This is a genomic window from Cobetia sp. BL01, from assembly GCF_056493605.1.
On the sequence record NZ_JBVBEE010000005.1, the window covers coordinates 148,760 to 163,430 of the forward strand.

The 14,671-nt window shown below is 62.0% G+C and carries 10 protein-coding genes; 4 read left to right on the forward strand and 6 right to left on the reverse strand.

Features of this window, described 5'->3' with window-relative positions:
* Positions 1–164 precede the first annotated feature (164 nt).
* Entirely contained in the window at positions 165–1,799 is a 1,635-nt protein-coding gene (locus ACZYGA_RS11295; RefSeq protein ID WP_479399212.1) for a 23S rRNA (adenine(2030)-N(6))-methyltransferase RlmJ, read from the forward strand.
* A 136-nt stretch (positions 1,800–1,935) separates the two neighbouring features.
* Here the strand turns inward: ACZYGA_RS11295 and ACZYGA_RS11300 are convergent, their stop codons facing one another.
* From ACZYGA_RS11300 to rpmH, 6 genes are all read right to left on the reverse strand, one after another.
* Positions 1,936–3,780, reverse strand: a complete 1,845-nt coding sequence (locus tag ACZYGA_RS11300) for an ABC transporter ATP-binding protein (protein WP_479399214.1) — start codon at positions 3,778–3,780, stop codon at positions 1,936–1,938.
* The gene (locus ACZYGA_RS11305) at positions 3,777–5,675 is read right to left on the reverse strand and encodes an ABC transporter ATP-binding protein (RefSeq protein ID WP_479399216.1); all 1,899 of its coding nucleotides are present in this window, start codon (positions 5,673–5,675) and stop codon (positions 3,777–3,779) included. The genes ACZYGA_RS11300 and ACZYGA_RS11305 overlap by 4 nt, the downstream gene beginning before the upstream one ends.
* Before the next feature lie 136 nt (positions 5,676–5,811).
* The gene (gene mnmE, locus ACZYGA_RS11310) at positions 5,812–7,230 is read right to left on the reverse strand and encodes a tRNA uridine-5-carboxymethylaminomethyl(34) synthesis GTPase MnmE (RefSeq protein ID WP_479399217.1); all 1,419 of its coding nucleotides are present in this window, start codon (positions 7,228–7,230) and stop codon (positions 5,812–5,814) included.
* A gap of 215 nt (positions 7,231–7,445) precedes the next feature.
* Complete coding sequence (gene yidC, locus ACZYGA_RS11315; RefSeq protein WP_479399219.1) at positions 7,446–9,110, reverse strand: membrane protein insertase YidC; 1,665 nt, start codon at positions 9,108–9,110, stop codon at positions 7,446–7,448.
* Positions 9,111–9,228: 118 nt separating this feature from the next.
* Positions 9,229–9,618, reverse strand: a complete 390-nt coding sequence (rnpA, locus tag ACZYGA_RS11320; RefSeq protein WP_077379742.1) for a ribonuclease P protein component — start codon at positions 9,616–9,618, stop codon at positions 9,229–9,231.
* An 11-nt stretch (positions 9,619–9,629) separates the two neighbouring features.
* Positions 9,630–9,764, reverse strand: coding sequence for a 50S ribosomal protein L34 (gene rpmH, locus ACZYGA_RS11325; RefSeq protein ID WP_043331656.1), 135 nt, complete (start codon positions 9,762–9,764; stop codon positions 9,630–9,632).
* 838 nt (positions 9,765–10,602) lie between these two features.
* On the opposite strand from rpmH, the gene dnaA reads away from it, so the two are divergent.
* The 3 genes from dnaA to recF all read left to right on the forward strand — a co-directional run bounded on the left by dnaA (position 10,603) and on the right by recF (position 14,652).
* On the forward strand, positions 10,603–12,090 hold the full coding sequence (gene dnaA / locus ACZYGA_RS11330; RefSeq protein WP_077379738.1) for a chromosomal replication initiator protein DnaA: 1,488 nt from the start codon (positions 10,603–10,605) through the stop codon (positions 12,088–12,090).
* 148 nt (positions 12,091–12,238) lie between these two features.
* Positions 12,239–13,342 (forward strand): DNA polymerase III subunit beta, encoded by a 1,104-nt coding sequence (dnaN, locus tag ACZYGA_RS11335; protein WP_077379736.1) that lies wholly within the window; start codon positions 12,239–12,241, stop codon positions 13,340–13,342.
* 224 nt (positions 13,343–13,566) lie between these two features.
* Entirely contained in the window at positions 13,567–14,652 is a 1,086-nt protein-coding gene (gene recF, locus ACZYGA_RS11340; RefSeq protein WP_077379734.1) for a DNA replication/repair protein RecF, read from the forward strand.
* Positions 14,653–14,671: the final 19 nt, after the last annotated feature.

Consider the following 14,671-nt stretch of genomic DNA (forward strand, 5'->3'; position numbering starts at 1 on the left):
TCGTCTGTGAAGGACGGCTTTTGGGGTGACAAGTGACCATCTCTGCTATCCTTCAGCCCCTTCAGCGGTCTTCATCCATCGGTCACTTTGGTTGAAGCTACCGCCCCCAGATTTCTGTCCAGCCGGCATCATGCCGCTGACATCGCCGTATCAAGGAGGCGCATTTGCTCGCCTATCAGCACGCCTATCATGCCGGCAACTTCGCCGATCTCCACAAACACCTGCTGGCCAATACGCTCGCCGAGCATCTATTACGTAAAGAGTCGCCCGTTACGTTCATCGATACCCATGCCGGACGCGGCTGGTATCCCCTGGCGGCACGTGAAACAGAGCAATTGCGCGAGTATGAGCAGGGCGTGTTGCCAGTGTGGCAGATGCGCGATCGCTGGCTGACGGACGCGGGCGAACCTGCCCCGGGTGCAACGGACAAGCCGCTGGCACGCTGGTTGGCCAGGCTGGCCGACATGCAGCCCGAGAGTGGCAAGGGAGCGCCGTCCACGTTGAGCGTCTATCCCGGTTCGCCCTGGTGGTTGAGCCAGGCGTTGCGTCAGGGGGACAGGCTGCTGGCGTATGAACTGCATCCGGGTGAGATCTACCACTTCGACCAGGCGCCGGTGCAGCGTGACAGTCTTGGCAAGGTGATGCGCCGCCAGCAGGACGGGCTGTCTGGCCTGTTGGCAGCAGTGCCGGTCACCACGCCGCGTGTCGCGGTGCTGATCGACCCCAGTTACGAGCTCAAGAACGATTACCGTGATGTGGCGGATGTCGTGGTCGAGACGCTGCGCAAGTCTCGTCATGCCACCATCATGATCTGGTATCCGCTGCTGCCGGCCGGCCGTCAACATGACCTGCTCGAGCGCCTCAAGAAGCAGTCGCCCGCGCCGATGTGGCGCAGCGAGCTGGTGATTGACTCGCCCGAGGGCGATCACGGCATGTATGGCTCTGGCATGCTGGTGATCAATCCTCCGTGGCAGTTCGATCGTCAGTTCTCTGCTGCCATGCAGGAGGTGGTCGAGGTGCTCAAGGGCGCATTGCCGGCTCCGCAGTCCGTTGCCGTCGAGCACAAGGGCCTGTGGTGGTTGTCGGAAGAGGTCGCACGAGCGCGTAGCGAACCCAAGCCGATGCCGCGCGAGCGGCTGCTGGCGCTGCGCAAGCTCAACCAGAAGGTCAAGCGCGACGCCGACGTGGAAGTGACTCAGGCCAAGCCCAAGCGTGAGAAGCTCAAGCGCGGAGAAGGCTGGGCCAAGCCGCGCGTCCGCAATGACAGCGCGACGCCCAAGGCCAAGGGCAAGCGTCATTCCGCGACGGCCAAGCCGAAGACCAGCATCAAGGCGCAGATCAAGGACCAGGTGCATGGGCATTCCGCCCCCAGTGAGAAGCGGGTCAGCGAAAAGCCCGCCGAGCGCAAGTCGACGTTACGCCCCGAGCCGGCACAACCGCGTGGCAAGGGCGAGATGGCGAGCAAGGCTGCAGGCAAGGATTCTGCCAGCTGGAGCGACTGGTCTTCCAGCATGCCGGGCAAGGGGCGCCGTGAAGGCTCTACTCGCGTCAGCAAGCGCAGTACGCCGGCGATTGGCCGCGATGGTCAGGTCAATTCTTCCAGCACCACCAAGTTGCCCAGGAAGTATGCCGCCAGGCAGCGTCCTGAAGACACCAGCGACGTCGGCAAGCCGCTGGATGCCCGTGAGGCGCGTGCCCTGCGTGAGAAGCAGGAACACAATGCCATGAAGGGCAAGGCGACCAAGGGAAGCCCCGACAAGGGGCAGGGCAGCAAGCCGCGCGGTCCGCGCAAGCCCTGAAGGTCGGCGTGAGAGCTGAAGGCGGAAGCCCGTCACTCAGGCTTCGCAGAACAGACGCCCCCACAGGCTTCGCCTGTGGGGGCGTCTTGCGTGATCCAGTTCCCGTTCACATGAATGATCAAGGCGACGCCTCGCGTCAGTGGGGAATATCTTCCTGCCACAGGCGCTGGTAGAGGCCGGGCGTCGTCATCAATTCTTCGTGTGACCCCAGCTGCGTGACGCGCCCCTGTTCCAGCACCAGCAATCGATCTGCGTCCCGCACCGTGGCCAGACGATGTGCCACCACGATCAGGGTCACCTCGCCGCGCAACTCCTGCAGCGCATGCTGCAGCAGCGCCTCGGTATGGCTGTCGATGCTGGCGGTGGCCTCATCCAGCAGCAGGACGCGTGGGGTGGCCACCAGAGCACGGCCGAGCGCCAGCAACTGCCGCTCCCCGGTGGAAAGGCTCAGGCCTCGCTCGCCCAGCAGCGTGTCGAGGCCCTCCGGCAGTCCGCGGATCAGCGGCGTCAGGTGTGCCTTGTCCAGCACCATGTCCAGCCGTGAATCGCTGATCTCGCGTCCCAGCAGCAGGTTGTCGCGCAATGTCGTGGCACGGATGAAGGGCTCCTGGGGAACGATGGCGATGGCCGCTGCGCGTTGGTGTGCTGACCACTCTCCCAATGGCCGTCCATCCAGCCGGAGTTGCTCGCGGTGAGCCGGGCGCTGACCACTGAGCAGGTCGAGCAGGGTGGACTTGCCACTGCCGGTCGGACCGACGACCCCCAGAAATTCACCACTTTCGATCATGAGCGTGATGCCATCCAGCGCAGGGGCTTCTGCCCCCTGGTGCCAGTGGGTCAGATGCTCTAGCTGATAGTGACCACTCACCAACGTCGTGATGGCATCTGTCTCGCTCGCTCGTGCTGACGCCGGCGTGGAGGAGGGGGCAGCCTTTGCCCCGGACTCCATCATTGTCCCCGCCGCTTCTCCTTCCCGCGGAGTCTCCAGCACTTCTTCCAGACGTCCAGCGGCTACCAGCGCTGACTGGAAGACCTGCAGGCGTTGGGTAATCTCGATCAGCGGTTCGCTGATGCGCCCCAGCCAGGCGATGAAGGCATACAGCACGCCCAGCTCAGCGCCTCCGCCCAGTTCACGCAGCCCGAAGACCGCGACCAGTGTCAGCGTGATCAGCATGGCCATCAGGTCGATGGCGGAACGCAGCAACAGGCCCGAGACGCGTACCGTGCGCATGCGCGCTGAATATTGCGCGAGATTGAGGCGATGATAGCGCTCGCCGAAGCGCGTCGTCTGGTGGCTGGCCTGCAGGACACTCATCCCGCCGATCGCCTCGGCGATACGTGCATTCTGAAAGGCGCGCAGTCGGCGTACTTCACTGGCAGCACGACCGGAGAAACGCTGATAGAGCCAGATCAATCCGACGGAAAGCGGAATCAGTGCCATCGCGATGAGCGCGAGGGTGCCATCCATCAACGCCATGGCGGACAGTATGCCAATCAGCAGCACCACGTTGCCGACCAGCGTGGCCAGCACTCCGACATACAGCTCCTTCAGGGACTCGGTATCGTTGGTCACGCGTGCCACCAGTTCACCGGCCGCAAGAGTATCCAATGTCGTCAGTGGCTGGTGGAGCAGGTGAGTGAAGACTCGCTCACGCAGATCGCGCACGCTGGCGAGGGCCAGGCGTGCGAAGCGCAGTTGCTGTAGATAGCGCCCGGCGGCTGCCCCACCCTGGGTGATCAGGTACAGACCCATCAGCCCTGCCAGCGCCTCGGGGGCCAGATTGCCGGGAATCAGGTGCTCATCCAGGTAACGCTGTGTCAGCCACGGGCCGAGGACGTCCAGCGCCGTGGCAACGATCAGGATCGACAGCGCGCGCAGGACATCCCCCAGGCGCTGCCTCAGCGGTTGCCACAGCAGTATCAGGCGGCGACGGCTGAGCAAGCGTGATACCACGGGAGCCTCGGATTGCGTGTGACTCATGAGCGCACTCCCTGCGGTGCATCGCTGTCCCGGTCTGCCTGCTGGGCCTGCCAGAGTCGCCAGTAGGCGCCACGTGCCTCGAGCAGCGTCCGGTGATTGCCCTGTTCGAGAATGCGCCCGTCCTCGAGGACCAGAATGCGCTGACAGCGCTGGACGGCTGACAGACGATGACTATTGATGATCAGCGTGCGCCGTCGTCCCTGGCGCTCAGAGTGTTGCAGATGTGCCAGCGTGGTCAGCAGGGTGCGCTCGGTGACCTGATCCACGGCGGACAGGGTGTCATCCAGCAGCAGGATGGGAGCCTCGGTGAGCAGACTGCGCGCCAGTGCCAAGCGTTGACGCTGACCGCCGGAGAGCGTGATGCCACGCTCGCCGATCATGGTATCGAGCCCGGCGGGAAGATGCGCAAGATCATTGTCGAAGGCGGCGGCGCTCAACGCCTGGCGTATCTGCGCATGGCTGGCCTCGGGACACGCGAGGGCGACATTGTCGGCCACCGAGAGCGCAAACAGGAAGGGATCCTGCGGGACGAGCGAGAACTGGCCACGCCATGCGTGAAGTGTGTACTCACTTGCGGGGTGACCTCCCAGTGTCAGCGTTCCCTGGTCGTCTGACAGCGGCCAGCTGCGAGACAGCAGGCGCAGCAGCGTGGACTTGCCGCTGCCGGTCGCACCGACGATTCCCAGGCTTTCCCCTGCCGCCACCTCAAGCGAGATCGGACCAAGAGCACGCTGCTGGCTTCCGGGGTAGTGGAATTCCTTGATCTCAAGGCGGAGTGAGTGGTCGCTCACTTCATCCCGTGTGCCGGTATCCTGCAGCGCTTCCGGGGCCGCATGGAAGATGGCCAGGCGACGAGCGGCCGCCGCACCACGCTGCAGGATGTTCAGGCACCAGCCGAGCGCGAACATCGGCCAGATCAACTGGGCGAGATAGAGCGAGAAGCTGGTCAGTTGTCCAAGCGTGATGGCCTCCTGGAGATAGCGCCAGCTGCCGATGCCCAGCGTCAACAAGGTGGCCAACGAGAGCGAGAGAAACACCACGGGGCTGAAGGCGGCCTCGAGTGTCTGGACGCGATAATCCACGCGTTCGGCGGCCGCGGCGCGTTTCGAGAAGGCGCGGGCTTCGTCATCGAGCAGCGCATGACTCCTGAGCATGCGAATGCCGGCGAAGGCTTCCTGGGTCTGGTCGTTGAGGTCCGAGAAGCGTTCCAGCGATTCGCGAAAACGCAGTCCGATACGTCGGGAGATTCGGGCAAAGGCCCAGGCCATGAAGGGGAACGGCAGCAAGGCAAGCAATGTCAGCGGCACATCGATCGCGAACAGCATGATGCCCAGCACCAGTACGAAGGTCATGGCGCCATCGACGCTGGACAGCACACCTTCTGCGGCGGCCATCTCCACGGCATCGATGTCCTGACTGGCGTGCGCCATCAGGTCTCCGGTGCGATGACGCTGATAGAAGCCGGGGTCCAGGCGTGTCAGCTTGGCGTGAAAGGCATCACGCTGCTCCGTCCCCAGCCGATAGGCGGTCCCGAACAGCGCCACGCGCCAGGCATAGCGCAGGGCATAGAGCGCGAGGCCCGCTGCCACCAGCCACCACAGGCGGGTCAGCAGGGCATCATGATCCAGACTGCCATCACGCAGGGCATCGATGGTGGCGCCAATGGCCCACGGCAGCAGCAGATTCAGCCCCGCGACCCCGATCAGGAACGCGATGGCCAGCAGGTAGCGGGGCCAGTGGCGGGTGAAGAAATCGAGCAGCAGATGTCGCAACGGGGCCTCGGGAAGAGGCCCTGTGCTCAGCTCGGCGGCGGGGTTCGGCGGGAGTGAGGTGCTGGAGTCACGGGACTCGCGATGGGAATCCTGCGGCCTGTTCGATGTTGCGCGTCCCGCCATGTCGACTCCCTGTCTGCCCCTGCCCATCTTCGCCACTCGGAGATGTTCGGCAGAGGCAGTATAACGAGAGTCTGACAGCCAGACGCAAGCGCTGGCGGCGGGAGGCTTTCGGGAGGAAAAGGTCAGTCCGGCGGGATCACTTGCCGATGCAGAAGCTGCCGAAGATTTCCCCGAGCAGATCATCGGCCGAGAATTCACCGGTGATCTCGGACAGCGCCATCTGGGCAGCACGCAGGTCTTCGGCCAGCAGCTCCCCCGCCGCGGCGCCAAGCAGCTGGGCCTCGCCGTTGTCGAGAGACTCGCCGGCACGCTCCAGCGCATCCAGGTGACGACGGCGGGCGCTGAAGCGACCTTCGGCCGTGCCGGTGAAGCCCATGATGTCCTTGAGGTGATCACGCAAGGCATCCAGGCCCTGATTGTCGCGCGCCGAGATGCGCACCACGCTGGCCTGATGACGCGCCTGCTCGGCATCGCCATCCTCGATGGCAGTGACGTTGGTCAACCCGGGCGTCTCGCCGCTGGTGTCGATCTTGTTGCGGACCAGCGTCAGGCGTGACGGATCCGGCAGGCGTGCGACGAATTCCGGCCAGATCTCCATCGGGTCGGTGGCTGACGTGGTCGCGGCATCGACCAGCAACAGGACGCGATCCGCTTTCTCGATCTCGTCCCAGGCGCGCTGCACGCCGATGCGCTCGACGGCATCCGGGGTGTCTCGCAGGCCGGCGGTATCGATGACATGCAGTGGCATGCCATCGAGGTGGATGTGCTCACGCAGCACGTCGCGCGTGGTGCCTTCGATGTCGGTGACGATGGCGGTGTCCTGCTCGGTCAGCGCATTGAGCAGGCTCGACTTGCCGGCATTGGGGCGGCCGGCGATCACCACCGTCATGCCCTCGCGCATCAGGGCACCCTGGTTGGCGGCGGCGCGCACGCCCATCAGCTCGGCCTTGACCTCATTGAGGCGCGCCGCGACATGCCCGTCGGCCAGGAAGTCGATTTCCTCTTCCGGGAAATCGATGGCGGCCTCGACGTAGATGCGCAGCTCGATCAGGCGCTGTACCAGCGCACTGACACGCGTCGAGAACTCGCCCTTGAGCGAACGCAGCGCATTCTCGGCCGCCGCGCGTGAGCTGGCATCGATCAGGTCGGCGATGGCTTCGGCCTGGGCGAGGTCCAGCTTGTCGTTCAGGAAGGCACGCTCACTGAACTCACCGGGGCGTGCCAGGCGTGCGCCCAGCTGCACGCAGCGCTCCAGCAGCAGATCCATGATCACCGGGCCACCATGCCCCTGCAGTTCCAGCACATCCTCACCGGTGAAGGAATTCGGGCCCTTGAAGTAGAGCGCGATGCCTTCGTCGAGGGCGATGGGGTTGCCCTGGGTGTCCAGTCCCATGAACGGGCCATAGTGGGCATGACGCGGCGGGGGGCACTGGCCCAGCATGGCCTGGGCGATGGTCTGGCAGGCCGGCCCGGAGACACGGATGATGCCGACGCCACCACGGCCGGGCGGAGTGGCCAGTGCCGCGATGGAGTCAGGCTGGTAGGCGGTAGACATGCAGAAACCTCGGGCACGAAGCCGGAATGAAGGTGTAGGGGATGGGCGCTATTGTCGCGGCTGACGCCCCGCGACAGCAAGCGAGGGTGTGTCCGGAAGCATCAGCTGGCAGCAGGGCGGTCACGATCGCTTGAGAAAACAGAGGCCTGAAACGCCACGACCCCCGCCAGAGGCGAGGGTCGTGGGTGAGTCATGTCAGGCGAACCTGAAAGGCATCATGCGCCTTTCTTGGTCGGCTCGGCATTCTCGATCTGACGGGTGATGACGTACTGCTGAGCGATCGACAGCGTGTTGTTGACGATCCAGTACAGCACCAGACCTGCCGGGAACCACAGGAAGAAGAAGGTAAAGACGATGGGCAGCATCTTCATGATCTTCGCCTGGGTGGGGTCCGGAGGCGTCGGGTTCAGCAGCTGCTGGATGAACATCGTGAGACCCATGACGATGGGCAGGATGAACAGCGGATCCTTCACGGAAAGATCCTGAATCCACAGCATGAACGGCGCGTGACGCAGTTCGACGGACTCCATCAGCATCCAGTAAAGGGCGATGAAGACCGGCATCTGGATCACGATCGGCAGACAGCCGCCCAGCGGATTGATCTTCTCCGTCTGGTAGAACTTCATCATCTCCTGGGAGACCTTCTGGCGGTCGCTGCCGTACTTCTCCTTGATGCGCTGCATCTCGGGGCCCATCTTGCGCATCTTGGCCATCGAGCGGTATGCGGTCGCGGACAGCGGGAACAGCACGACCTTCACCAGCACGGTCAGCAGGATGATGGAGGCACCCCAGTTGCCGACCAGCGCGTGGATGTGCTCCAGCAGCCAGAACAGCGGATTGGCCAGGAACCACAGCCAACCGAAGTCGACCACCAGTTCCAGATAGGGCGCGGTCGCTTCCAGCTGGTCCTGATCCTTCGGTCCGACGTACAGGGTGGCACCGAGCTCAGCCTGCTGACCGGCCGCGACCTGAGTGGTCGGGCTGGCGAAGGCCGCCACGTTGCGGTTCTGCTTGTCGACGCTGGTGTAGTACAGATTCTTCTGATTGTCAGCCGGCACCCAGGCAGACACGAAGTAGTGCTGGATCATGGAGACCCAGCCACCCTGGATGTCGACATTCTTGAAGCTGCCGTCCTGGATATCTTCGAAATCCACCTTCTGGTAGTGGTTCTCTTCTGACGAGAAGGCCGCACCCAGATAGGACTTCATGCCCATGCCGCCACCGGTGGACGGATCGGCACTGTTGTCGCGAGCCAGCTGACCGATGAAGCGTGCACCGACCGGCTGCTGGGACTGGTTGTCCAGCAGATAGTCAACCTTGAGCTGGTAGCTGTCCTTGCTGACGGTGAAGCGCTTGATGATCGCGACGCCGTTGACGTCGGCCTTCAGATCCACCTGCAGGCTATCGTCATTCTCGCCCATGAGGTAGCTGTTGCTATCGGCGGAGAAGGCGATACGTCCCTTGTGACCATCCAGCTGCAGGCCGGACTTGGCCACGTAGCTGCGTGACTGATTGTCAGACAGCAGGACGAAGGGAGCTTCAGAGGTGTTGTTCTGCTTGTGCTCGAGCAGGGCGGCATAGACGACGTCGCCACCCTGCGGGTCGATACGCAGGTCCAGCACGTCGCTCTTGACTTCGATCAGGCTGTTGCTCGGAGTACTGGTCGCACTGTCCGGCGTTGCAAGACCGGTATCGCCGCTGGAAACATTGCTGCTGCTCGGAGCCTCAAGGCCCTGGGCAGTGGCGTTGGCAGCCTGAGAGGCCACCTGGGGAGCCTGTGTCTCTGCAGCGGGCTGGTCGTAATCCTTGTTCCACTGGACGACCAGCAGATAGGCGACAACCGCAAGCGGAATCACGAGGAGTAATCGTTTGACATCCATTGTGTATACCCGGTGGAGGGTGAATCAATCTGGCGGGAGTCAGATGAGTCCGGGTACGAACGGTGGGGCGCATAACGAAAAAAACGCCACATGCCGGACGCACCGGAGAGGTGTCGCGTCAGGCAGGTGGCGTTGACTTGGCCGCTTTCAGACGTCTGGCATCCTTCTCCAGACGAGCCCACATGCCGTCAAGCTGGCGATGTAGTGTCTCGTTGTCCAGCTCATTCACACCTCGCTTGGCCAATACGACGATGTCGACGGCCGGAAGGCGATGCTGGCGGAGGCGAATGGATTCGCGTGTCAGACGTTTGAGGCGGTTGCGATCTACGGCACGGCGCACGTTCTTCTTGCTGAACACCAACCCCAGGCGGGCATGTCCCAGGTCGTTCGGACACGCCAGAGCCAGAAGCCCCTTGCCGTGTACCTTGAGGGTGGTGTGATCGAAGACGTGCCGGTAATCCCCGGCAGTCAGCAAGCGAAGCTGCCGGGGAAATCCCTGACGGGACATCCGGGCCTCGATCAGGCGCTCAGACGCTTACGGCCTTTCGCACGACGACGCTGGATGACCTCACGGCCACCTTTGGTCGCCATACGAGCACGGAAACCGTGTGTGCGCTTGCGCTTCAGGACGCTCGGCTGAAATGTGCGTTTCATAGCTGCTTCTTCCCACGTGGTTGTTTGGAAAAGGTCAACGAATGTTGCCCTGTATCCACATGAGGACAGGGCAGATTGGTCAGGGGCAGGGATTCTAGTGAATCTGCAAGTCGCTTGCAATGTCGCGTGAGAAGTTGTCCACAGCCGTTTCCCGACATTTCACTGCTGATTCGTGCCACGCCGCCCGTCAGCTGGCGTTTCTCACGGTTATCGAGCCAGCCACGGAGCACGTGTGCAGGGCCAAAAAATCCTTGTCGAGAAAGGAGAGGAGAAACTGCGCCTCATGCTGACCGAGGGGAAGACTTGCGAAGGGGGGGCAGCGACTCGTGCATCGGGTCCCGCTCTTTCGGGGGATAGCCCCTGCCTCCCGGGCTGTCTTGCCCGACCAGCGAATGACAGATTCGCGGCAGGAAAGCACCGGTGGATAACCTTGCCTGTGCGTGCGTCGCCACCTCCTCGAGAGGGAAAGCGCATTCCCGAGCAAGGCCCTTGCTATCATTGCTACAGAAAGGTAGTTCTGAATATACAGTAACTATAAAGGAGGGAAGGTTCTGTGGATAACCTGTTTTTGTCGAAGAAGTTCAATCTACTGCCCTCAGGATATCCCTGATGATAAAGGGTGAAGAACCTGAGTTCAGCCTGTGCATGACACTGTGCATAAGTATCGCCTTATCCCCAGCGGTCCAGATGGCCTCCATCACTCCCCAGAATGTCCAGATGGCAGAAGAATCTTGATACCCAGGTTGTCCACAGTGGATTTCCCTGCCGATGTCGTGTGGATAACTCGTGGCTTGGCCTATACAATGGCCGCCCCTTTGATCACTGGATGTGAGGTCGCGTGTCGCTCGCACTTTGGCAACAATGTCTTGACGCCCTGCAAGACGAGCTGAATTCACAGCAGTTCAACACCTGGGTTCGTCCCTTGCAGGCTGAGGAAGGTGACGGCGGAGAGCTGTGCCTGCTCGCCCCCAATCGCTTCGTACGCGACTGGGTCAATGACAAGTACCTCAAGCGGATTCATGAGCTTCTGCGTGAGCTTGCTCCGGGCAAGCCGCCCAAGGTCGAGCTCAGCGTGGGAAGCCGCCGCACGGTCTCCAATCCGCGGCCAGAGGGGGCATCGACTTCATCGGTGTCCGCTCAGGCCCCTGCGCCCGGCCAGATGCCGAGCCCGCGTGCGCCGTCAGTGCATACGCCCCCGCGTGGCAATTACGCAGAAGAGCGTGAGATGGCGGGTGACGGTGCGCAGGAGGCGGCACCGCGTCGCAATGCGCGGCAGGTGCAGGTAGAAGGCAGCCTCAAGCATTCCAGTGGCTTGAATCCGAACTTCACCTTCGAAACCTTCGTCGAAGGCAAGTCCAACCAGCTGGCGCGTGCCGCCTCCCGTCAGGTCTCCGAGAACCCGGGTGGCGCCTACAACCCGCTGTTCCTCTATGGTGGCGTCGGTCTGGGCAAGACCCACCTGATGCATGCGGTGGGCAACCATCTGGCCAAGCAGGGTGGCGAGAATGCCAAGGTGGTCTATCTGCACTCCGAGCGCTTCGTGGCTGACATGGTCAAGGCGCTGCAGCTCAATGCCATCAATGACTTCAAGCGTTTCTACCGCTCGGTGGATGCGCTGTTGATCGATGACATCCAGTTCTTTGCCGGCAAGGAGCGTTCTCAGGAAGAGTTCTTCCATACCTTCAATGCCTTGCTGGAAGGGGGGCAGCAGATGATCCTGACCTCGGATCGCTACCCGAAGGAGATCAATGGTGTCGAAGAGCGCCTGAAGTCCCGCTTTGGTTGGGGGCTGACAGTGGCCATCGAGCCGCCGGAGCTTGAGACTCGTGTCGCGATCCTGATGAAGAAGGCGGACCAGGCGAAGGTCGACCTGCCTCATGATGCCGCCTTCTTCATTGCCCAGAAGATCCGTTCCAACGTGCGTGAGCTCGAGGGTGCCCTGAAAAAGGTCATCGCGGACTCCCATTTCATGGGGCGTGCGATCAACCAGGACTTCATCCGTGAATCCCTGAAGGATCTGCTGGCATTGCAGGACAAGCAGGTGGGTGTGGACAATATCCAGCGCACCGTGGCCGAGTATTACAAGATCAAGATTTCCGATCTGCATTCCAAGCGTCGCTCGCGCTCGGTGGCACGTCCGCGTCAGGTCGCCATGGCACTTGCCAAGGAGCTGACCAATCACAGCTTGCCGGAAATCGGCGATGCCTTCGGTGGACGCGACCACACGACGGTGCTGCATGCCTGCCGCAAGGTGGCCTCACTGCGCGAAGAGAACGCCGACATTCGCGAAGACTACAAGAATCTGCTGCGTCTTCTGACCAGCTGATTCAGTTGCCACGCAGCGCCGAGAGGGTGAGGTCAACCTGTCCGGCGCTTAGTGCACCGGGCCCTGTCGTGCGACGGCCCGGAATATTTGATGAGTGTGTGCTGGTCACCGGCAAGCACTTCTCCCGTTTCCAGAGAGTGGAGTCTCCATGAAATTTGCCATTTCGCGTGAAGCCCTGCTGCGCCCGCTGTCCCTGGTGGCGGGTGTGGTCGAGCGTCGTCAAACCCTGCCGGTGCTGTCCAACGTGTTGCTGGAGGTGTCTGATCAGCAACTGTCATTGACGGGGACCGACCTGGAGGTCGAGCTGATCGGGCGTGTCGAGCCCAGCCGTGTCGATGAGCCGGGTTCCGCGACGGTACCAGCGCGCAAGTTGATGGATATCTGCAAGTCGCTGCCGGAAGGCAGCGAGATCATCCTGGCGCTCGAGGAAGGCCGTGCCATCCTGCGCAGTGGTCGTTCACGCTTCACGCTCTCGACGCTGCCGGTCGCGGAATTCCCCAACATCGATGATGGTCAGGGTGATATCACCATCAGCCTGCCGCGCGGCACGCTCAAGCATCTGATCGATGCCACTTCCTTTGCCATGGCGCAGCAGGATGTCCGTTATTATCTCAACGGCATGCTGCTGGAACTGACCAGCAATCTGGTGCGCACCGTGGCCACTGATGGACACCGCCTGGCGGTATGTGAGCAGGCCGCTGACATCAGTGTTGCCGAGTCCCAGAAGCTGATCATTCCCCGCAAGGGCATTCTGGAACTGACGCGTCTGCTGGACGGCAGCAATGAGCCGCTGACGCTCACAGTCAGCGGGACTCACGTCCGGGCGCAGACCGGCGACTTCACCTTCACTTCCAAGCTGGTGGACGGCAAGTTCCCGGATTACGAGCGTGTCGTGCCGCGTGGCGGTGACAAGGTCATCGTGGCGGAGCGTGCCGAGCTGCGGCAGGTACTGTCACGTACCGCGATTCTTTCCAACGAGAAGTATCGTGGTGTCCGCCTGTACCTGGAGGCCGGCAATCTGCGCGTGCTGGCCAACAACCCGGAGCAGGAAGAAGCCGAAGAGAACATCGCACTGGATTATCAAGGCGGTGGTCTGGAGATCGGCTTCAATGTCGGCTACCTGATCGACGTTCTGGGCGTGCTGGATTCGGATCGTGTCCAGTTGACGCTTTCCGATGCCAACAGCTCTGCACTGCTGGAAGAGCCGGGCGGCGGTGATGCGCGTTACGTAGTCATGCCGATGCGTCTGTAATAGTGTAAAATCGTTAAAAATCATGTGCTTGATTCGTAATTATCGCAAAGTCTTCGCGAGTTTCTTCAACACATGACCGACGACACCCGCCATCCTCTCCCGTGAGGTGGCGGGTGTCGTCACATTCAGGGCCAAGAGATGATGGCACGGCAAACATCGTGTCGATCACAGGCTGAACGTGCATATCGTCTTCGTTTTCTTCATTTGTCCTGACTGAGGTCGCCATGGCCCTTGAACGTCTGCAATTCCAGAACCTGCGTAACCTTGCGCCTGTCGATATCGCGCCGGGTCCGAGGGTCAACCTGGTGAGCGGCGCCAACGGCAGCGGGAAATCGAGCCTGCTGGAAGGTGTGCATGTGCTGGGACTGGCACGTTCCTTCCGCACCCACAAGCTGAAGCATGCCATCGCGCACGATACGCCCGGCATGACGCTGTTCGGTCGGTTGGCAGGGGATCCCCCTCGCCCGCTGGGAGTGCGCCGTGAGCAGGCTGCAGATGGCCTCGAGATGCGACTGGATGGAGAGAAGGTCGAGCGTGTGGCGCAGCTGGCGCAGGCGCTTCCCTTGCAGCTGATCAATCCGGATGCATTCCGGCTGCTGGAAGGCTCGCCATCGGCACGCCGCGAGTTTCTCGATTGGGGCGTGTTTCACGTGAAACATGATTTCTTCGATGTCTGGCAGCGGGTTCGCCGTGCGCTCAAACATCGGAACGCGTTACTCAGACATGGTAAGATGGACGTTCAGGCATTGAACGTCTGGGATCGTGAGTTTGCTCATTGGAGTGAGCGTCTCGATGCCCTGCGCATGGAATATATGCAAGCGTTGGCCCCCCTGTTTCAGGCAACTCTCGCTGAGCTGATCGAGCTGCCGGATCTCAGTCTGCGTTATCAACGTGGCTGGGATGCGAAGCGCTCTCTAGGAGAGGTGCTGGCAGCAGGGCGTGACAGCGATAGCCACATGGGGTTTACCCAGACCGGACCGCAGCGCGCTGATCTACGCATTCGTCTCGGGCGCCGCCCTGCGGTAGAGGTGCTGTCCCGTGGCCAGCAGAAATTGGTCGTCAGCGCACTCAAGCTGGCCCAAGGGCGGTTGCTTGAGGAAATGAACGGACGTACCTGTGTTTATCTGATCGACGACCTGCCGGCAGAACTGGATGGCGAACATCGCCGACTCTTCTGCCAGTTGCTGGCCAGCCTCGAGTGTCAGGTCTTCGTGACCTGTGTCGAACCCGAAGCATTGGATCGGGTCTGGCTGCCGGGCACGGATGTCAGAATGTTTCACGTGGAACACGGGCGACTGCACACGGAATGACTTCACGACGGAGAAGCCA

Excerpts from the sequence above, each read along its gene's own strand:
- ACZYGA_RS11305 (WP_479399216.1), bottom strand. The coding sequence starts at position 5,675 with ATGGCGGGACGCGCAACATCGAACAGGCCGCAGGATTCCCATCGCGAG.
- mnmE (WP_479399217.1), bottom strand. The coding sequence starts at position 7,230 with ATGTCTACCGCCTACCAGCCTGACTCCATCGCGGCACTGGCCACTCCG.
- yidC (WP_479399219.1), bottom strand. The coding sequence starts at position 9,110 with ATGGATGTCAAACGATTACTCCTCGTGATTCCGCTTGCGGTTGTCGCC.
- ACZYGA_RS11300 (WP_479399214.1), bottom strand. The coding sequence starts at position 3,780 with ATGAGTCACACGCAATCCGAGGCTCCCGTGGTATCACGCTTGCTCAGC.
- rnpA (WP_077379742.1), bottom strand. The coding sequence starts at position 9,618 with ATGTCCCGTCAGGGATTTCCCCGGCAGCTTCGCTTGCTGACTGCCGGG.
- dnaN (WP_077379736.1), top strand. The coding sequence starts at position 12,239 with ATGAAATTTGCCATTTCGCGTGAAGCCCTGCTGCGCCCGCTGTCCCTG.
- recF (WP_077379734.1), top strand. The coding sequence starts at position 13,567 with ATGGCCCTTGAACGTCTGCAATTCCAGAACCTGCGTAACCTTGCGCCT.
- rpmH (WP_043331656.1), bottom strand. The coding sequence starts at position 9,764 with ATGAAACGCACATTTCAGCCGAGCGTCCTGAAGCGCAAGCGCACACAC.